Origin of the sequence: Thalassospira marina (genome assembly GCF_002844375.1) — a bacterium.
In the GTDB taxonomy this organism is placed as follows: Bacteria; Pseudomonadota; Alphaproteobacteria; order Rhodospirillales; family Thalassospiraceae; genus Thalassospira; species Thalassospira marina.
Genome location: NZ_CP024199.1, coordinates 1,344,990 through 1,365,035, shown reverse-complemented (window position 1 = coordinate 1,365,035; position 20,046 = coordinate 1,344,990). Strand labels below are relative to the sequence as shown.

The window sequence follows — 20,046 nt, the reverse complement described above, 5'->3', positions numbered from 1 at the left end:
CCGGTTGTACCTTGCTTTGATTTTGCGCATTCCCAAGAGCACGGTTTTTACCGCGCAGCAAAGAAACCACTTTCTACACTTGGGGATAGCATCCCCCCACTTCCAGACAGCGAAGAAGATAAGACCCATACAATTTTACCGCCGCCAGAACCGGCAAGACCGGCGCGGGATAAAAATCACCAATGTCGGGGATATTGCGGGGGTTATGCCCCCGGAAGGCTATCTGGCCGCAGCCTTCAGCCAGCGGCAGATATGTATCGTTAAATGCTCAGCACATAACATGCGAGGCGCAGAACGCCGTTCTCAGCTTTCCGCTTTCTTTTCCCACGAACCGCTTGGGGTTTGCTGCCAGTAAGAAAGCTTGTGCCCGGCATCTTTCCAGGTTTTCCAGCGGGTGCGGGCTTCGGCCACGGCATCGTAATCGCGGTCATCAAACAGCATGATCACACGTTCATAATCTGCCAGCTTTTCGCTATCGGCCCGGTCGGTCAGGAACAGAAACTGCGCCCCGTTGGGGTTTTCATCCCCCACCGTCAGCCAGACGGGCTGTAATTCCGGGTCGCCATCTTCGGCACTGCCATGCGGCAACCAGCTTGCTGCCTCATAGGTCCAAAGCAGGGTATTTAATGCCTCAAGCCTGGCATCGTTACTGGTCATGACCACAGCACGCTTTTCCCGCTCCATTGTTTTAAACAACAGGGTCGGCAATGCCCGCTCCAGCGGGGTGTTGGTCAGGTGGTAAAACCAAATATCGCTCATGACGGGATCATAATTGGGCTTGGGCAATCGGGCAAAGGAAAACCGGGGCAAGGTTGCCCATGCCCCGGTTCATCCCATCAAAATCAGGCTTCGTGGTTATCGGCCACAAAACGGTCCAGCAGGCGAACGCCATAGCCGGTCGCGCCTTTCGGCGTCACTTCGCTGTCCTTGGTGGCCCAGGCCATTGCCGCAATATCCAGATGCGCCCACGGGCGGTCCTTGGTGATAAAGCGTTTCAGGAACTGTGCCGCCGTGATCGAACCTGCCGGACGGCCACCAACGTTTTTCATATCCGCAATGTCGGATTTCAGCTGGTCGTCATAGGCCTTGCCCAGGGGCATGCGCCAGACAGGTTCATTAACGGCCAGGCCAGCATTGGTGATCTGGGCAGAAAGCGTATCATTATTGGAAAACAGGCCGGCATGTTCATGGCCCAGCGCAATAATGATCGCCCCGGTCAGGGTTGCCAGGTCCACGATCAGGCTGGGATCGTATTTTTCCTGCACATAGGTCAGCGCATCACACAGAACCAGGCGGCCTTCGGCATCGGTGTTGATCACCTCAACCGTCTGCCCCGACATGGAAGTTACCACATCGCCCGGGCGCTGCGCGGTGCTGGACGGCATGTTTTCAACCAGGCCAATCACGCCAATGACGTTTGATTTGGCATTACGGCCAGCAAGGGCCTTCATCAGGCCTGAAACAACACCGGCACCGCCCATGTCAAACTTCATGTCTTCCATACCGGCAGCAGGTTTCAGCGAAATCCCGCCGGTATCAAAGGTCACACCCTTGCCAACAAAGGCAATCGGAGCTTCTTTTTTCTTGCCGCCATTCCAGCGCATCACCACCAGATAGGGCTTCTGTGCCGAACCCTGTGCAACACCCAGCAGTGCGCCCATACCCAGCTTTTTCATTTCCTTTTCGTCAAGAACATCAATCTCGACGCCAAGCTTTTCCAGCGCCTTGACTTCGTCAACGAAGCTTGCCGGATAAAGAATGTTGGACGGTTCGGAAACCAGATCGCGGGTAAAGAACACGCCATCGATAACTTTTTTGGCGTTTTCAAACTGCTTTTTGGCTTCTTTCGGTTCTTTGGTCGCCACCGCAACGGATTTAAGCGCAGGCTTGTCATCCTTGGTTTCGGTGGTGCGGTATTTATCGAACCGGTAATCGCGCAGGGCGGCACCCGTGGCAAAATCGCTGGCAAGTTCGTCCATATCAAACAGGACGGTAACTTCCTTTTCGCCCGTGCCCTGTGCGGCAACCGTTACCTGCCCACCAAGTTTCTGGGCGGCAACCACGTCAAATTCGGCTTCGCTACCGATACCGAAAATAACAATGCGCGACAGTTCGACATTTGCGGGTGAAAGGATCTGCAGGCTTTGGCCAGCCTTCCCCTTGAAGGTGGATGCCTTGATCGCGCGGGCAATGGCACCGCCAGTTGCCTCATCAAGCGCAACGGCACTTGGCATCAGATCGCCGCCCTCGGTGGCAAAGGCCACAACCGCGCCGGAAGCCGGAACTGCGAGATCGGAAAAAGTGATCTTCATATCGGAAAGGACTCCTGAAAATTTCTGGGTCTGTGAATTGGTCTCGGCCCGCCACCCGTTTGCGGACATATCCTATCTGGGTCAAAACCCAATCTTCCCAATTTAACCTGATACCAGCCGAAATAAAGGGTTATCCGGCAAAGAAACAAAAAAATCATTCCAGCCATGCAGGCCCGCCAGGCAAAAATTGCGAAATATCAAGGCAGCAATTTTTCATCGGTGCACCATGGCCCTCACACATCCAAAAATTGCTTGAAAATCCCCCGGAAACATCCGGGTAATGCAAGGTGACATCATGGTTTCGCGCCCGATCCCCATTCTGCCGACCGAACCGGCCGATGCAGCTTCTTCCCTGTCCCAACCCCTGCCGTTCTGGCGCGGTGCTTTTCGCCCGCTTTTTCTGTTTGCCGGTTTGCAGGCGATTATCGGGGTTGTCTGGTGGCTGAGCGCCATGATCCACGGGCTTTGGGCACCGCAACTGGGCACCACATCGCTTTGGCATGCCCATGAAATGATTTTTGCTTTTGGCGGGGCCGCCCTGGGTGGGTTCCTGCTTACCGCGATTGCCAACTGGACAGGCCGACCAGCCCTTAAAGGCGCGCCCATCATCGCCCTCACCACCCTGTGGCTGGCAGGCCGGGTCGCAATGATTTTTGCGGCCCAAACCAGCACCGCCCTTTTACTGGTGATCGAGCTTTCCTATTACCTTGCCCTGCTGGGGTTGGCCGCGCGCGAGCTGATTGCAGGCAACAACCGCCGTAACCTTAAAATCCTTGCCATTATTGGCCTTCTTGCCGTGATTGATGCGGTTTTTGTGCTGGCCGCGACAGATACCATTCCGCTTGATGCCGAAATTTTCCCGCGCGCTGGTATTTTCATTTTCCTGCTGCTGATCGCCCTTATTGGCGGGCGCATTATTCCCGGCTTTACCCGCAACTGGCTGATGCGCAATGGCAAACTGCCCGCCATTGCCGAACCTGTTTCCTTTAACCGTTTTGATGCCCTGTGCATGGGGGCGCTTGTGGCTTCCATCGCGCTGGTATTCACCCCCTGGCATCAGGGTGCTGGTGTTATGCTAATGGCAAGCGGGTTTTTGCATTTCGCCCGCCTGTCGCGCTGGCGTGGCATTCACACCTTCGCCGATCCGCTGGTGATCATGCTGCATGCCGCCTATTTCTGGCTGCCGACCAGCCTGCTTCTGGTGGGTTTTGCCATGCTCCGACCCGACCTTTATGCGGTAAATGATGCCCTTCATGCCGGGGGGGCCGGGGCAATGGCCTGCATGATCATGGCGATTGGCGGGCGGGCCGCACTGGGCCATACCGGGCGCGCTTTGGTTGCGGGTAAAATCTTTACTGCCGCCTTTGCCCTTATCTGGCTGGCAACGGCATTGCGCCTGCTCGCCCCGGTTTTTGGCGGCAGCTATATTATGCTTCTGGCCGCGGCCACCCTGTGCTGGGTTGGTGGCTGGGTGCTGTTTTTACTGCGTTACGCCCCGGTCCTGACTGGCGCACCGCTTAAAAAGGCCTGATCCACATTAAGCGTCATGGATATGACGGGATGTCAAACCGGGCGGTCCAGCATCTCGTCACTCCAGAAACCATCTGCATCATCAATATAGCCTTTGATATATTCCACCTGCCCGTCATTGGCATCGCCGGTTAAAATCCAGCCATGACGTTCATAAAACCCGTGTGCGCGCACATTCGGGTTGGCATCGGTGGTCAGTGATATTTCCCGGCATCCTTTGTCAAACAGCCAGTTTTCCGCCACTTTCAAAAGGGCCGATCCCACACCGCGCCCTTCAAAATCCGGGTCCACAAACAGCGCCCACAGGGTGGCTTCCTTGGGTACGGCAATGGCGAAACCGGCAATATCATCGCCCATTTGCGCCACCCAAATACCATAGCCTTCCCTAAACCAGCCCGGCCAGGCGGCCCTGGTAATGCCGCGCGCGGCAAGCTCTGCCGGTGTCAGGGCGTTTTCGCGCACCTTCAGGCGAATGGCAAAAACGGCATCTACGTCGCTATTTATCGCTGGTCTTATGTTCAATCGTGCCATCCTGCAAACCGGGCGGCCCGGTGCCTGCCCTCACAAATTGCTATAGCAGCCCCCATGCGCCTCACCCACATTTCTTTGTGATCCACCATTCTTTAACGCTGGTTTCCTGCTACGTTCCTCGATGCTTGCAGCCGCACCGGCTGGCGTTTCCGGCCCCATTGCCCCGGCTGCGAAGCAAACACACCGGCACAGGCGGTTCCGCATTCTGTGCAATTTCCCTGTTCATCCAGCTTCCAGTCCGAAAGCTCATACCAGTCCCGGCCAATCAGGCGGGTATGGCAGTGATGGCAATAGGTGCTGGATGCCGCGTGGTCATGCACATTACCGACATAGACATAGCGCAGCCCGTTTTTAAGGGCGATGTCGCGCGCCCGGCCCAGGGTGGCGGCAGGGGTGCGCGGCGTGTCCATCATTTTCCAGTCGGGGTGAAAGGCGCTGAAATGCAGGGGCACATCGGGGCCAAGATGGTCCATGATCCAGCGCGTCATGGCATCAAATTCATCATCGCCATCATTTTCACCGGGAATAACCAGATTGGTCAGCTCAAACCAAACGCCGGTTTCGCGTTTTAAATAAACCAGCGTTTCCAGCACATCCTCCAGATGGGCCGAACACAGCTTATGATAAAACGCCTCGGTAAAGCCTTTTAAATCAACATTGGCGGCATCCATATGGCGAAAAAACTCAACCCGTGCTTCGCGGCCAATATAACCCGCCGTCACCGCGATGGTTTTAATGCCCGCCGCGCGGCAGGCCTTGGCCACATCCACCGCATATTCCAGAAAAATCACCGGGTCGTTATAGGTAAAGGCGACGGCCGAACATCCCCATTGTTGTGCGGTTTGCACAATCATATCGGGTGTCGCCAGGCTGCCTACCGCATCCATTTGCCGGGCCTTGGAAATTTCGTGGTTCTGGCAAAACTTGCAGGTCAGATTGCACCCTGCCGTACCAAAGGACAAAACGGGGCTTCCGGGCAAAAAATGGTTCAGCGGCTTTTTCTCGACCGGATCAATACAAAACCCCGATGACCGGCCCCAGGTTGTTAACACCACCTGGTCATTCTGCCGCGCACGGACAAAACAAAGCCCGCGCTGCCCCTCGCCCAGCTTGCAATAACGCGGGCAAACATCGCACTGAATACGACCATCATCCAGATGGTGCCAGTAGCGCCCCGGCACCACGTCGCTGTTTCCCTGCCCGCTTGTCATGGTTGTCGTCATGGCGAAATTTCCACCCGTTGTGAAAATGCAGCATCCTTTGAAAATCTATCGCGCCGCGTTATCTTTTGCAAAGGATCGCCAGCCCAAACGGGTCATCCCGGTTACAAGGATGCGTCATGACTGTCATTCGCCCTGCCGCCATCGCCGGAAGTTTTTACCCCGCCGATGCCCAAACCCTGCGCAGCACCATTGCCAGCCTGATGGCGCAGGCCGGGCAGCCGGGTGCGGATGCCGCCATTCCCAAAGCGATTATCGTACCCCATGCCGGGCTGGTTTATTCTGGTGCCATTGCGGCCGATGGCTTTGCCACCATCCTGCCGGCGGCAGATACCATTCGCCGCATCGTCATTATCGGCCCGGCGCATCGCATGGCGTTTCAGGGCATTGCCATTGCCGATGCCACGGCCTTTGCCACCCCGCTGGGGAATGTGCCGGTGGATGAAGGGGCGATTAATGCCCTTCTAGCCCTGCCGCAGGTGCAGCGGTTAAACGCCGCCCATGTGCAGGAACACGGGCTGGAAATTGAACTGCCCTTTATCCAGCATATTTTTGCCAACCAGCCCGATATTGCCATCGTGCCCTTGCTGGTCAGCCGCTGTGCCGCACATCAGGTAGAAGAAGTGGTTGAAAAATTATGGGCCGGGCCGGAAACCCTGATTGTCATTTCATCGGATCTTTCGCATTTCCATGATGATGCCACCGCCCGCAAAATGGATGACCGCACACGGCAGTTGATTGAGAATTTCACCGCCGAAGAACTGGGATTTGACGATGCCTGTGGCTGCCTGCCGATTGTCGGCTTGTTGCGCGTAGCCCGCAAACGGGCGATGAAAGTGAAAACGCTTTCAATGCAAAATTCCAGCACTGCCAGCGGCGATACATCCCGCGTGGTGGGTTATGGTGCCTGGGCGTTTTTTGACGGCAAAGCTGGCGCTGTGCCAAAAGCCAGCCAGGACGATACCGCCGAAACAGAATTTGCACAGGGGACGGAGGCCATTATCAAACAGCATGGGCGCGACATGCTGCGCCTTGCCAGTGCTGCCATCCAGCATGGTCTTGCGAATGGGGCGCCGCTGGCACCGGATATGACCACGCTGCCGCCTGCCCTGCGTGAAGCTGGGGCGTGTTTTGTTACGCTTAAACAACAGGGCACTTTACGCGGCTGCATTGGCTCCATCATTGCGCACCGGCCCCTGGGGCAGGATATTTGTGAAAACGCTTTCAAGGCGGCCTTTGCCGATCCGCGTTTTGCCAAAATCAGCGCAGCGGAGCTAACTGGCGATCTTGCCATGTCGATTTCCGTGCTGTCTGCACCCAAGCCTTTTCCGTTTAAAGATGAGGCGGATTTGATTGCGCGGTTAACCCCGTTTGAGGATGGCGTTATCCTGAGCGACGGCGCCCGCCGTGGCCTGTTTTTACCGCAAGTGTGGGACCAACTGCCCGACCCGCGCGACTTTTTGCGCCATTTAAAACGCAAGGCGGGCTTTTCGATGGATTACTGGTCGGAAACCCTGCAGGCGCAGCGTTTTGTGACCCGCGGCATTGAAAGCCACGATATTTTCCCCGGTGAAAGCCTGTGGGCACAATCCGGGCTGGAATAGGGGCTGGACCTTTGCCTGAAAATTGCCTAGGTCATCGTCCAACACAGCAGCGTAAATGCATTTTGAAATAAAGGATTTCCCATGACCAACGGCCTGCCCGCTGATGCCCAAGCCCTTGAAAACGGCCTGATCGAAATTGCCCGCAAAGCCGGTGCCGCGATCATGGAAATCTATAAAACCGAATTTGAAATCCGCTCCAAGGATGATGCATCGCCGGTAACCGAAGCCGACGAAGCCGCAGAAGCCATTATCCTGCCCGGCCTTCACGCCCTGACACCCGATGTCAAAATCGTATCGGAAGAAAGCGTTGCGGCAGGCAATGTGCCCGATGTTTCCGCCGGGACAGATTTTTTCTGGCTGGTTGACCCGCTCGATGGCACCAAGGAATTTATCAAACGCAATGGTGAATTCACCGTCAATATCGCGCTGATCGCCAAGGGCGTACCCGTGATGGGCGTGGTTTATGCCCCGGCAATTGAAAAGCTTTATTTCGGCGGGCCGGATGGCGCCAAGCTGATTGAAAATGACAGCGATCCTGTCACCACAACTATTTCCGTGCGCGAGATGCCCGATGCGGGTGTTGTTGTTGTCGGTTCGCGGTCGCACGGCGACCCGGAGGCAATGAAGGCATTTCTGGGCGACCTGAAAGTACAGGAAATGCGCCCGGCAGGAAGCTCGCTTAAGCTTTGCCTCGTTGCGCAGGGCGAGGCGGACCTTTATCCGCGCCTTGGCCGCACCATGGAATGGGATATTGGGGCGGGTCACGCCGTGCTGGCCGCGGCCGGTGGTGTGGTTGAAAACCTGGATGGTAGCCAGTTTGCCTATGGCAAGGGTGATTTCGCCAACCCGTTTTTCATCGCGCGCAGCCCGTCTGTGCCGGTGACATATCAGGGCTAAACGCCAAATTTCGCTTTCATCCGGCAGGGCGTAACTGTAACCCGCCCTGCCGGACAAGCCCCTTTGCTGTTCAGCTGCAAAACATCAATCCGACAGCAACCGGGCGACCGTTTGGCGCAACCATATATGTGCCGGGTCATTATCGCGTCTTTGATGCCAAATCTGGCGAAAGGCAAAGCTGGGGATATCGACGGGCGGCTTAAACACAAAAAGCCCGCCTGTTTGATCCCCGACCGGCACAATGCGCCGCGCCACGGTTAAGATCAAATCCGTCCCGCGCACCAGATCCACCGCCATATGCCAGTGCGGCACAATCACCGCATTGCGCCGAAACGCGCCAAGGTGGCCAAGGGCCGTTTCAATCTCGCTGGTGCTTTCGGCATTTAGCGCCACCAGAATATGCGGTCGCGCCAGATAATCGGCCAAACTACAGGTCGTTGCCCCTGCAAAGCTGGCCCTGTCTGCTACCGAAATAAAATCTTCGGAAAACAGCACCTGTGCCTGCACATCCGCCCGACCGTCGGGAAACACACCCAATGCCAGGTCAATATCGCCTTCAATCACCTGCGATTGCATCATCTCGCGCCCGGCCTGGCTGACAACCAGATCACAAAGGGGTGCTTCTGTACGCAGCAATTTTGTCAGGCGCGGCAGCAAAAGGGCCGCCCCGTAATCGGACATGGCAAGGCGAAATGTCCGCTGTGCCGTTGCCGGGTCAAACCCCGGCAGGGTCAGTAATGCCTGAAGCTGCGTCAACACCGCCGCCAGCTCCGGTGCCAGGCTTCGGGCAAAGGGGGTGGCTAACAGCTTTCCACCCCGGCGCACCAGCAACGGGTCATCGAGCAGCAGGCGTAACCGCCCCAGCGCGTGGCTAACAGCGGGTTGGCTTTTATTCAGGCGCAAAGCCGCGCGCGAAACATGCTGTTCCGCCAACAGCGCATCAAGCACCACCAGAAGGTTAAGATCAATTGCCACAAGATTATTCATGGAACATATATTGAATGTTCCAATTACGAATTTCCATTCACAATTTGAATGATCGATAACCACCCGCACAGGCATTTCACCTTCGGGAGTTTCAATCATGCAAAATATGTCATCGCTTCTTTTGCTGGGTTTTGCCCTTCTGGCCGGGGCGGTTGTGCCCTTTCAGGCCGGGGCAAATGCCACGCTGGGCCGTATGTTGGGCCATCCCCTGTGGGCAACGCTGGTGTCGCTGATCATCAGCAGTGCCATCATTATTCCGGTGATGGCGGGTTTCAAGGTTTCTGCCCCGACATTTTCCGCCACGTTAAAAGGCCCGTGGTGGATATGGCTGGGTGGTGCGGCGGGCGTTATTTACATTACCGCCGCCCTGCTGCTGGCCCCGAAACTGGGGGCAACCAATTTCATTGTTGCCGTAATTGCCGGGCAAATGATGGCATCGCTGCTGATTGACCATTTCGGGCTGGTGGGCCTGCCGGTAAAACCCGTTACCCTGCTGCGTATATCGGGTGTTGCCCTGATCCTTGCCGGGTTAATGATTACGCAAATCGCCAGCAAACCACCGCGTAACCCCCTTGCGCAGCCAAACCCGGCAACAACACACTAAATTGCTGCAAAAATATCACGCGGGTTGAGCAAAATTTATGGTGCCTTGTAACAGCGCCGTGCTGCGCCGCCGCAAAATGCCGGAATTTCATTTCACAATCATATGCCTGGCATGTTGGCAATGCACCATGGCACGCGCATGCCAGGCACCACCCAGAACCCGCAGAAAACTTGACTTTTTGGCAAATTTGTCGCAGCATATATTCATCGCCACACATTGTTGTAGGTGACGTAAATAGCCGCCGGAATCACGGCGACGCGGTTCGGGTCACTACCGCGGAGCGATACCGAACTAGAGCGTAAATAGAGCCGCCATTTATTGGCGGCTCTGCGGTGTCCGGGTCAAATTTTTGCCCGTTGTGCCCGTTGAGCCAAATATCGCATGCAAAGCAGCCCCACCGAAATCCCCGCAGCAGCCAAAACCAGTATCGGCAACGCCCAATTGCCAATCATCACCAAAAGGGCGGTTCCCGCAGACGGGCCAACAATGGCACCCAGCGTATAGCTTTGCGACACCAGCACCAGCACGCCCACCTGATAGCCGCCTTTGCCCCGGCCACTGGCCGCAATCAGCACGGCAGCAGTATAAAGCCCCGCCACCGCAACACCCAAAGCGAACTGCACGATGGCAGCAAACGCACCATAACCGGCCAGCGCAAGCGGCATGGCACCAACCAGCAACAGGGCAAAACACATCCAGGCCAGTTTCACCGGCCCGCTTTTATCGGACATATAACCAATAAAGGGCTGGCAAACCGTGCCACCAAAAACAAACACCGCAGCAAGCCACAGGCCGCCATCGGCAAGGCCGGTATCGCGCTGTGCCTGCAGGGGTAAAACCGATAAAAAGCAGATTTCGATAAAACCCGCGGCAAAAGCAATCAGGACCAGATCCCAATGGCTGATCCAGCGTTGCAGGGCAGCACCGGCGCCTTTTTGTGTTGATGCCATTTCAATAGGTGGCAGGGCAAAACCGCACAGAACCGGCACAATCGCCGCCAGCAGAGCAATACCCGATAACACCAGCGCATCATCGCCCAGCCAGCCAATCAGGATTGGCCCCAAAACAATGCCAAGCCCCATCAGCGTTTCATGAAAGCCGACAACCCGCCCCATTTTATCAATCGGGGCCAGTTGCACGATCAGGCCATCACACACCACCCAGCGCAAAATCAGCCCCAGCCCGGCAAACAATGTTGCGGGTAAAACAAAGGATGATTGCGGCGCATACATCACCACCACGATCAGGATGAAGAACGACAATCCGCTGATAACAAGGGGAATGACGGGATGGGTTTTGCGCAAAATTGCCGCAACAAAAAAACCACCAATCAAATCAGCCAGCCAGTAAAGCGATAACATTATGCCGCCATGCTGTTCGCCCAGCCCGGCATTGGTCAGGGCAAGCGGCAATAATGTATCAATCACGCCGATCTGAATGATTTGCGAGACAAATGACGCCAGATTAACCAGCGCCAGGGGCACCGCAATGCGTGTGGGCAAAGCCGGAAACCGGAAAAATTTATTCATCCGCAAAGGCAAAGCGGCCCTCCTTGCGATGGCTTTCATCGCGCAGGGGCCCGAGCGGGTGTTTGCAACAGGCCGGAAATGCAAAACATACAGGCCTTAACACGCACCACGCGCGAACCATGATCGCATCCCATGGTTCTTCCTGTGGCAAATATCCTAAAACGTGCGGATCAATCGATCAATTCAAACAGCGATAAAGTCGGTTCCAGCTTGTCATTCCGGGCCATCATCGCTAGGTATTTCAGCAGATTTCAATTTCATCAATGGTGGTGCCATGTCCCCCGCCCTGACCATACGTCCCTATTCCGAAGGTGCCCTGGCGCAGGCAGCCGGCAAATTGCGCGCGGGGGAGCTGGTGGCTTTCCCAACCGAAACGGTTTACGGGCTGGGCGCGGATGCCACCAACAAGGATGCCGTTGCCGGTATTTTTGCCGCCAAGCAGCGCCCGTCCTTTAACCCGCTGATCAGCCATTTCCCCGATCGTGACGCCGCCGCGCGCCACGCGGTATTTGATGATCGGGCCGATAAACTTGCTGCTGCCTTCTGGCCCGGTGCCCTGTCGCTGGTATTGCCCAAACGCGATGACAGCGACATTTGCGAACTGACCACCGCTGGCCTGCCCAGCATTGCCGTGCGCGTACCGGCCCATGATATGGCCCGTGCCCTGTTGCGCGCGGCCGACCGGCCCATTGCCGCCCCATCGGCCAACCGGTCCGGGCGGATCAGCCCGACAATGGCGGGCCATGTTGCCGCATCGCTGGGCAATGCGGTTTCCATGATCCTGGATGGTGGCCCGTGCGGCGTTGGCCTGGAAAGCACCGTGATCGACCTGACGACCGACCGTGTTGTTATGCTGCGCCCCGGTGGCATCACGGCCGAGCAGATCAAGGCCGTTCTGGATTGCGACATCGTTATGGCGAGCGCCGATGATACCGCACCCAAATCACCGGGCATGATGACCAGCCATTATGCGCCCGGTCTGCCGGTGCGCCTGGATGCGACCGAGCCAGATGCAAATATTGGCGATGAAGTATTGCTGGCCTTTGGCCCGGAATGTGCCACGCGGGGCTTTGCCAAAGTGTTATGGCTGTCCAAAACCGGGGATGACCGCGAAGCAGCCGCCAACCTGTTTGCCCTGCTGCATCAGGCGGATCAAAGCCGGGTAAAGGGCATTGCCGTTGCCCCCATCCCCCATCAGGGGCTGGGCATTGCGATCAATGACCGCATGAAACGGGCGGCGGCACCACGTATGCCTGCAACAGATGCGGATTGATCATTGGGATCATTGGGATCATTGGGATCATCCGGATCATTAACACCATGCCAGGCCATCTGGCCCTGTATGCATTACGCCTGCCAAACCGATTTAATCCTGTGGACGGGCATGATCAGCCCTGATCCGCAACGATTTTTCTGACCCACCAGTTTATGGGGCTTTTCATGCCATCCACGGTTACACCTGCCGGTTCATCAACCATCGCAACAAACCTGCCTGCCAGGCTGGTCGCCGAATTACAGGCCGTTCTTGGCCCGCGCGGCTGGAGCATGGAACAGGATGTTCTGGCAAAGCATAACCGCGAAGCCCGCAACAAATTCACCGGCATGGCCGAACTGGTGCTTTACCCCGCCAATACCGGGGAAGTCGCCCAATGCGCCCGCCTGTGCCACGAAGCTGGCATTGCCCTGGTGCCGCAGGGCGGCAATACCGGGCGGTGCGGCGGGGCGGTGGCCGATCCGGGGCAAATCCTGATCAATCTGGCGCGGATGGATAAAATCCTTGAAACCGATGCCCGCGATTTCACCATGACGGTGCAGGCCGGTGCCATCCTGCATCATATCCAGCAGGCTGCCGAAGACCACGACCTGTTATTTCCCCTGAGCCTGGGGGCGCAAGGGTCCTGCCAGATTGGCGGTAACATCGCCACCAATGCCGGTGGGCTGAATGTTATTCGTTATGGCAATACCCGCGATCTGGTGCTGGGTCTTGAGGTTGTGCTGGCCGACGGCACGGTCTGGAACGGGCTTTCCAAACTGCGCAAGGATAATACCGGATATGATTTGCGTGATATGTTTATCGGGGCCGAAGGCACACTGGGCATTATCACCGCCTGTACGTTAAAGCTGTTTCCGCGCCCGCGCCACCTTGCCACCGCCTGGGTGGCCCTGCCCGGTATTGAGGCGGCACTGGACCTGCTGGCACTGGCACGGCGCGAAACCGGCGATGCCATTGCCGCGTTCGAGCTGATGAGCCAGTTTGCGCAGGATTTGTGCATCAGCCATATTCAAAATTGTATCACCCCGCTTGAAACCCGTGCGCCCTGGTATGCGATGATTGAAATCACATCATCACGCCCCAGGGATGACCTGGCATCGGTTTTGGAAGGGGTGCTGGAACGTGCGCTTGAGGGCGGTTTTATTCTGGATGGCACCATTGCCCAGTCCGAAAAGCAGCGCGCCAATCTTTGGGCCATTCGCGAAGGCATACCGGAGGCACAAACCCTTGAAGGCGGCAGCATCAAACATGATGTTTCCGTGCCGGTATCAGCCGTTCCTGCATTGATTGAACAGGGCATCAAACAGGCGCAAAAGCGTATTCCCGGCATTCGCCCCTGCCCGTTCGGACATGTTGGCGATGGCAATATCCATTTCAATTTCAGCCAGCCTGAAAACATGCCCAAGGCCGAATTTCTGGCCCATTGGGAAGACCTTAACCGCGATATTCATGACATTGTCGCCGGGCTTGGCGGGTCTATCAGTGCCGAACACGGCATTGGCCGCCTGAAGGTCGATGAACTGGTGCATTATGCCGACCCGGCAAAGATAAAACTGCTAGCCGCAATCAAACAGGCGCTGGACCCGCAAAACACCTTGAACCCGGGCAAGGTTATCAACCATAAATAACATTATCGGTCTGTTGGCAGCAGGCGGAAGATCATGTTTGAAATTGAAACCTATCACCCCCTGAATGTTTTAAAACAGGTTGATAACGATATCTGGCTGGTAGATGGCCCGGTGATCGGTTTTCGCTATCTGGGGTTAAGCCTGCCTTTTCCTACCCGCATGACCATCATCCGCCAAAGCAATGGGGAAATATGGCTGCATTCGCCGGTTAAACTGTCGCCCGCCTTGCAGGTGCAGATCGATGCGCTAGGCCCCGTCCGATACCTGATTGCGCCCAATACCATCCATTATGCCAGCATTCCGCAATGGCAGCGCGCCTATCCGGATGCGCAAAGTTTCGGGGTGAAAGGCATTGCCAAACGCGCCAAAGCCAATGGCATCGAGGTTAAATTTGATCATTTGCTGGGCGATGTTGCCGACCCCGGCTGGTCTGGCGAAATTGACCAGTTGGTGGTGCGCGGCGGTTATCTGACCGAGGCGGTCTTTTTCCATCGGGCATCACGCACCCTGATCCTGACCGATCTGATCGAAAATTTTGAACCCGGCAAAATCAAAAGCCCGATCTGGCGGTTTCTGGTGCGGTTATTTGGCTCGATGGACCCGCATGGTGCCGCGCCGCGTGATATGCGGGCAACCTTTATGGGCCATAAACCGGCCCTGCGAAACGCGGTTGACCAAATGATCGCCTGGAAACCCGATCGCGTCATTCTGGCCCATGGTCGCTGGTATGACAGCAACGCCATTGCCGAACTAAAACGTGCTTTTTCCTGGGTATAAACAGGCCAGCATCCAACCCCGCCCCAAAATTATGATCCCCGTTAAAATGTGGCACAAGGCAGCCACACGGATTGCCTGTGACCGATGCCTGAAATATCAACGAAATCCGCCTGTTTTCTGCTGTTTTCAGCCCTGTAACGGTTGCTTTTTGGGTGCGAAATTGATAAGCATTCGCAGCATTTTGGCGCTGCGGGATGCAAGGAATTCATTTGCCTGAACCCCCACACCAACGCCCGCATTTTTCCGCACCAAACAGCCGTAAACAGGGACAGGATAAAACATGCAATTGCAAAAATTCGGCCGGGTCGCACTGGGTTGCATGCTGGCATTTGCCGCCCTGCCCGCCATTGCCATGCCAGCAGCAGCAGAAACATATATGCATGAAAATGGTACGGCCGATTTTAAAACCGCGCCCACCCGTTTTGCCGCTACAAACTGGTCGCTGACCGAAAGCCTGCTGGCGCTGGGCATTGCCCCGGTGGGCATTCCTGACGCGGATGGATATCGCGACTGGGTGGTGGAACCGCCCCTGCCCGATGATTTCACCAATCTTGGCACCCGTACCGAACCCAATTTTGAAGCCCTGCGCGATAGCAAACCCGATGCAATCCTGATCAGTTCCGACCTGGGAATGGCCTATGAAAAGCTGGGCGATATTGCCCCGACTCTGGTTTATTCAATTTATAACCGCAGCGGCCCGGCCTTTGACCATGCCGAAGATCTTTTGCGCAAACTTGGTGCACTGACCGGTAAGTCCGACAAAGCCGAAGAGGTTATCGCCAATGCCAATGCCCGCATTGCCAGCGCGGGCGAACGGATAACAAAGGTCATGGGCAAAGGACGGAAAATTGCTATTGTGCGCATCATTGATGATGCCAATTTCCGCATTCATGGCGATACATCGCTGTTCGGGTCGGTGCTGGCGCGGATGGGATTGGAAAATGCCTGGAAAGGCCAGGTCAATAGCTGGTCATTCCATTTGGGCGGCATTGCCGACCTTGCCAAAATTGGCGATGCCGAACTTGCCTATATCGAACCCGTTGCCCCGACGGTAAAGGCCAAATTGTTTGCATCGCCCCTTTGGAAGACCCTGCCCTTTGTGCGTAGCAATCATGTGCATGCCATTCCATCCAGCTGGACATTTGGCGGGGTGCTGGCGGGTGCCCGATTTGCCGAACAGCTTGCCGATGCGATAGAGGCATCCGCAAACCCATAGGAACTTTGTGTTTTCCATAGTTCCCCTAAAACAAAACCCCGCCAGACAACAAGCTGGCGGGGTTTTGTTTTAATCTTTGCCGGGAAAATACCGATTTTACCAGGTGTATTTCAGGGTGCCCAGAACCGTGCGGCCCTGACCGTAATAATCGGCACTGTAGGAATAGGCGACATATTCACGGTCAAACAGGTTGGTGGCATTGACCGCAAAGCTGAGATGATCCGTGATCATGTATTTGACCATCGCATCGGTAACGGCATAGGCGCTCATGGGTAGGGTATTGCCGCTATCGGCATAGGTGGAACCAACATATCGAATACCGGCACCGACCGTCAGATCGCCGATATTGTTCTGACCGGGGATGGTATAATCCATCCAGGCCGAAGCGACATTTTTAGGCACCGAAGCCGGGCGTTTGCCGATATTGGCCGCCGTTGCATCATCTTTGATTTCCGCATCAAGGTAGGTATAGGACACGGTAGCATTCCAACGGTCGGTAAGCGATACCTTGCCTTCAAGTTCCAGCCCGCGTGAATTGACCTCGCCGATCTGGACCCGTTCGGTCGCGCTGATATAGGACGGCACGTTGGTTTGGGTCAGGTCAAACACGGCAGCGGTAAACAGGGCATCGAAATTGGCTGGCTGATATTTCAGGCCAACTTCGTATTGCGTGCCTTCCTGCGGTTTGACCGAACCGGAAATGTTCGACACATTGGAATAAACCGGCTGGAAAGATTCCGAATAATTGCCATAGACCGACAGGCCATCGGTGACCTTGTAGGTCAGGCCTGCGCGCGAGGTGAAGGCCTGTTCGTTATTTTCTTCGAGCGTATCGGCAGTCGGCGTTTTGGTTTTGATGTCGCTTTGAACGTAATCATAGCGCCCGCCCAGTGTTGCGATCCATTTATCATCAATGGTCAACTGTTCCTGGGCATAAAGGCCATAGCTGCTTTGGGTAATTTCGGTGTCGGATGTGAAGCTGACATTGACACAGGAAACACCACAATAGGTCGGGTTATAGATATTGATGCCCGGTGCCGTACCGTCATAACGGCGTTCGCGGTTCTGATCGTGGGAATAGTCAAACCCGAACAGGGATTTGCTGTCAAACCGGTTCCAGGACGTATCATATTGCATCTGGTTGTCGATCGAGAACCGGTCAAGATCGCCATAAATGGCAAAGGCCGTGCGCGATGTGCTGGGGTCTGAGGCATAGATTTGCTCGTAATCCAGATCGACATGGTTGTATTGCGCGTTCTGGCGGAAGGTCAGGTTATCGCTCAGCTCGTGAGAGAACTGATAACCGATTTTTGAATCTTCGGTATCGAAGGTATGAAAACCCGGTTCGCCCAGAAATGTGTCAGGGTCAATATCCACCCCGCGCGGAAAGCCATAACCAGGTGTGCTTTCACGCTTGCTGTAATTGGTCAGGATGGTCAGTTCCGTTCCGGCCTTGGGCTTAAAGGTAAAGGCTGGCGCAATATAAAGCCGGTCATCCTGCGAATAATCCTGGCTGTTTTCCGCATCCTGCCACAGGCCGGTCAGACGATAGGACCATTTGCCGTCTTCGCCAACCGGGCCGCCAACATCGCCCCCCGTTGTTAAATGGTCTTCACCAAAGGTTGTGAAAACCTCTGCATGGGCTTTGTCCTGCGGGCGTTTGGTAATGGCATTGACCAAACCACCCGGACCATTAAGGCCAAACAGGCTGGAGGTCGATCCTTTAAGAACGTCGATCTGTTGCAGGCCATAGGGTTCCATCCGGGAATTGGTGAAATTGTAAACCCGGGTTGGCAGGCCATCGCGGTAATAACCCAGCGTGGATTGATAAAAGCCCCGAATACGCACGAAATCCGAACGCTCGTCCGAGCCATATTCATCCACCGTTACGCCAGATGTGTAGCCCAATGCCTCGGCCACGCGCTGGACATGGCGGGTTTCCATTTCCTTTTGGGTGATGATGGAAACAGCAGCCGAATCATCAAGCACCGGGGTATCGGTTTTTGATGCCGTCAGGCTGCGCGGGGCGATGAAGCTGTCGGTAATGGCGGTGTTGGGGTCGGTTGATCTTTCGCCATCGGCAACGATACGTACCGGGTCCAGCGTGGTGGTTTCGGCGTTATCCGCCCCGGCAAGGGCGATGATGACCACGGTATTATCTGCCGCAATATCATAGGAAAGGCCACTTCCCGCCAGCAATTGCGTTAATGCCTGTTCGCCCGTCAGGGTGCCATTTACCGCCGGGGCAGTGATGTTGCGCAAAATGGCACCATCCACCGTCACCTGAAGGCCGGACTGAACCCCAAACAGGGTCAGCGCACTGGTCATGGGTTGCACGCCGATATCAAAGCTGTGGCTGGCGGCCATCCCCGATGAGGATGCCGATTGAGCAAAAGCCGGCATCATCCCCGTTGCCGATACCAGTGCCGTTGTCATTAAAAGAGTGCTGGCAACCATTGCCACGCGACCACGACGACGCATCGTGGTGGCTCCCCCATTCATCATTTCCGGTCTCCGTTTATGGTCCTGTGCCAAACGGCAATGCAAATGAAAATGCTTCGCATTGCCATATATGATACAAAACGGACCCCGATTGCTTTTTTTCAAAAAAAGTTTCGGATTTTTTGATTTCGGGAAAAAAGGTGCCCTAACCCGCCGATACCACCAGCATCCACGGGGTGATTTCGCGCACCACGGCATTTTGCGCCCGGGCAATGGCCCGCAGGGCTGAAACCGGGTCTTTCAGGTTATAAACCCCGGTAACGGGAAGGTTCGCCAAGTCGCCATCGGTAATGACAATACGCCCGCCGTAATAACGGCGCAACTGATCGACGACAGTTCCCAATGGCTGGTCCTGGGCAATCAACTGTTGCTGGCGCCAGGGCGCGATATAGCCATCAGGCACCTGAAAGCGTTCCATCCCGCCCTTCCAATGCACACGAATGCTTTGCCCCGGTTCAAGCAGCTCGGAAATGGCAGGCGAGGCTGACGGATTATCGACCCGAACCAAACCATGCGCCACGGCGACAAAGGTGCTTTCATTGGCATCGGAAACATCAAACCCGGTGCCGAGCACGGTGACATTCACCGCGTTAGAACGTACCCGAAAGGGTTTACTGGCATTATGGGTGACTTCAAAAAACGCTTCCCCATCAAGCAATTCAACCCGGCGGACCTGCCCGGCGAAATTAACGCGAATGGCGCTTTCCGGTGCCAGGACAACCTGGCTGCCATCCTGCAGGGTGACGGTGCGGGTTTCGCCGGTGCCGGTGCTGTAATCGGCCATCATGCGCGTCGCAATGCCCGGCCCACCCATAACGGCCAATAACAGGCTTGCCGCCACCGCAATACCAGCCAGCGTAAAGGCCGGCCAGCGCCGCCAATGATGTTTGCGCCCTGCGGCAGCACCCCCGGCACGGCCAGTATTGCGGGGGTTGGCTTTGGCAAAGGCATCATCTGCATTGATGACAACCGAACCCCCAATGCCAGCCTCTATCGACTGATCAGGCGTCCCCGCATCATCAGCGTTCATGGCTTTACGAGCCGCCACAGTCCCCACTGCCCCCACGGCCCCACGCGACGCATTCTGGGCATCCGGGGCATTAATGGCGTTAACATCCGCAGTATCTGCACCGCCAGCACCTTTGGCAGCGCGCGTTTTTTGCAAAAATGCCTGCCAATCGGCGGTGTTATTGGTGGGGGATGTCGCCACGGCACTGGACATCATACCAGCAGTTTTTGTGGTGGCGTCCCAGGCGCGGGCATGATCCGGGCTTTGCGCCAGCCAGGCGGCAAAACGGGCCTGCAGGGCGGCATCATCCGGGTCATCCTGCAGGTAAATCAACCAGTCGGTTGCTTCCCGCGATATCTGTTTTTGGCCCCGATCCCCGAGAGCTGCGTCACTTTTGCCTGTCATCTCTCTACCTTCGACATGCCAG

Annotated in this window: 16 protein-coding genes; 8 read left to right on the top strand and 8 right to left on the bottom strand. The window is 56.0% G+C overall.

The genetic code is table 11. The features are described 5' to 3' along the window. Positions 1–303: 303 nt before the first annotated feature. Together CSC3H3_RS06165 and CSC3H3_RS06160 are read right to left on the bottom strand one after the other, a co-directional pair. The gene (locus CSC3H3_RS06165; RefSeq protein WP_101286123.1) at positions 304–759 is read right to left on the bottom strand and encodes a DNA polymerase III subunit chi; all 456 of its coding nucleotides are present in this window, start codon (positions 757–759) and stop codon (positions 304–306) included. A gap of 83 nt (positions 760–842) precedes the next feature. Beyond that, complete coding sequence (locus CSC3H3_RS06160) at positions 843–2,312, bottom strand: leucyl aminopeptidase (protein ID WP_101269443.1); 1,470 nt, start codon at positions 2,310–2,312, stop codon at positions 843–845. A 280-nt stretch (positions 2,313–2,592) separates the two neighbouring features. Here CSC3H3_RS06160 and CSC3H3_RS06155 point away from each other — a divergent pair, with 280 nt between their 5' ends. Beyond that, the gene (locus CSC3H3_RS06155; RefSeq protein ID WP_245881303.1) at positions 2,593–3,843 is read left to right on the top strand and encodes an NnrS family protein; all 1,251 of its coding nucleotides are present in this window, start codon (positions 2,593–2,595) and stop codon (positions 3,841–3,843) included. Positions 3,844–3,875: 32 nt separating this feature from the next. On the opposite strand, the gene CSC3H3_RS06150 is transcribed toward CSC3H3_RS06155, so the two are convergent. Both CSC3H3_RS06150 and amrS read right to left on the bottom strand, forming a co-directional pair. Further along, positions 3,876–4,364, bottom strand: a complete 489-nt coding sequence (locus tag CSC3H3_RS06150) for a GNAT family N-acetyltransferase (RefSeq protein ID WP_157831848.1) — start codon at positions 4,362–4,364, stop codon at positions 3,876–3,878. Positions 4,365–4,465: 101 nt separating this feature from the next. After that, a complete protein-coding gene (gene amrS, locus CSC3H3_RS06145) occupies positions 4,466–5,596 on the bottom strand; it encodes an AmmeMemoRadiSam system radical SAM enzyme (protein ID WP_245881302.1) in 1,131 nt (376 codons plus the stop codon). Positions 5,597–5,712: 116 nt separating this feature from the next. Between amrS and amrB the strand changes: the two genes are divergently transcribed. Then, positions 5,713–7,197: an AmmeMemoRadiSam system protein B gene (gene amrB, locus CSC3H3_RS06140; protein WP_101284295.1), complete on the top strand. Its 1,485-nt coding sequence runs from the start codon at positions 5,713–5,715 to the stop codon at positions 7,195–7,197. An 81-nt stretch (positions 7,198–7,278) separates the two neighbouring features. Continuing rightward, positions 7,279–8,094: a 3'(2'),5'-bisphosphate nucleotidase CysQ gene (gene cysQ / locus CSC3H3_RS06135; protein ID WP_101284294.1), complete on the top strand. Its 816-nt coding sequence runs from the start codon at positions 7,279–7,281 to the stop codon at positions 8,092–8,094. Positions 8,095–8,178: 84 nt separating this feature from the next. On the opposite strand, the gene CSC3H3_RS06130 is transcribed toward cysQ, so the two are convergent. Next, on the bottom strand, positions 8,179–9,081 hold the full coding sequence (locus CSC3H3_RS06130; protein WP_101286120.1) for a LysR substrate-binding domain-containing protein: 903 nt from the start codon (positions 9,079–9,081) through the stop codon (positions 8,179–8,181). Between the two features lie 97 nt (positions 9,082–9,178). Here CSC3H3_RS06130 and CSC3H3_RS06125 point away from each other — a divergent pair, with 97 nt between their 5' ends. After that, positions 9,179–9,685, top strand: a complete 507-nt coding sequence (locus CSC3H3_RS06125) for a DMT family transporter (protein ID WP_101284293.1) — start codon at positions 9,179–9,181, stop codon at positions 9,683–9,685. A gap of 341 nt (positions 9,686–10,026) precedes the next feature. On the opposite strand, the gene CSC3H3_RS06120 is transcribed toward CSC3H3_RS06125, so the two are convergent. Then, positions 10,027–11,187 carry an MFS transporter gene (locus CSC3H3_RS06120; RefSeq protein WP_245881301.1) on the bottom strand — a complete coding sequence of 387 codons (1,161 nt, stop codon included), beginning with the start codon at positions 11,185–11,187 and terminating at the stop codon, positions 10,027–10,029. A 301-nt stretch (positions 11,188–11,488) separates the two neighbouring features. Between CSC3H3_RS06120 and CSC3H3_RS06115 the strand changes: the two genes are divergently transcribed. From CSC3H3_RS06115 to CSC3H3_RS06100, 4 genes are all read left to right on the top strand, one after another. Beyond that, positions 11,489–12,487, top strand: coding sequence for an L-threonylcarbamoyladenylate synthase (locus CSC3H3_RS06115; RefSeq protein ID WP_172963397.1), 999 nt, complete (start codon positions 11,489–11,491; stop codon positions 12,485–12,487). Positions 12,488–12,654: 167 nt separating this feature from the next. Next, positions 12,655–14,115: an FAD-binding oxidoreductase gene (locus CSC3H3_RS06110; protein WP_101284291.1), complete on the top strand. Its 1,461-nt coding sequence runs from the start codon at positions 12,655–12,657 to the stop codon at positions 14,113–14,115. A 33-nt stretch (positions 14,116–14,148) separates the two neighbouring features. Then, entirely contained in the window at positions 14,149–14,892 is a 744-nt protein-coding gene (locus CSC3H3_RS06105) for a DUF4336 domain-containing protein (protein ID WP_101284290.1), read from the top strand. 280 nt (positions 14,893–15,172) lie between these two features. Then, positions 15,173–16,108: an ABC transporter substrate-binding protein gene (locus CSC3H3_RS06100; protein WP_101284289.1), complete on the top strand. Its 936-nt coding sequence runs from the start codon at positions 15,173–15,175 to the stop codon at positions 16,106–16,108. 96 nt (positions 16,109–16,204) lie between these two features. Here CSC3H3_RS06100 and CSC3H3_RS06095 read toward each other — a convergent pair whose 3' ends face one another. Both CSC3H3_RS06095 and CSC3H3_RS06090 read right to left on the bottom strand, forming a co-directional pair. Next, positions 16,205–18,613, bottom strand: a complete 2,409-nt coding sequence (locus tag CSC3H3_RS06095) for a TonB-dependent siderophore receptor (protein ID WP_101284288.1) — start codon at positions 18,611–18,613, stop codon at positions 16,205–16,207. 142 nt (positions 18,614–18,755) lie between these two features. Next, positions 18,756–20,024 (bottom strand): FecR family protein, encoded by a 1,269-nt coding sequence (locus tag CSC3H3_RS06090; RefSeq protein WP_101284287.1) that lies wholly within the window; start codon positions 20,022–20,024, stop codon positions 18,756–18,758. Positions 20,025–20,046: the final 22 nt, after the last annotated feature.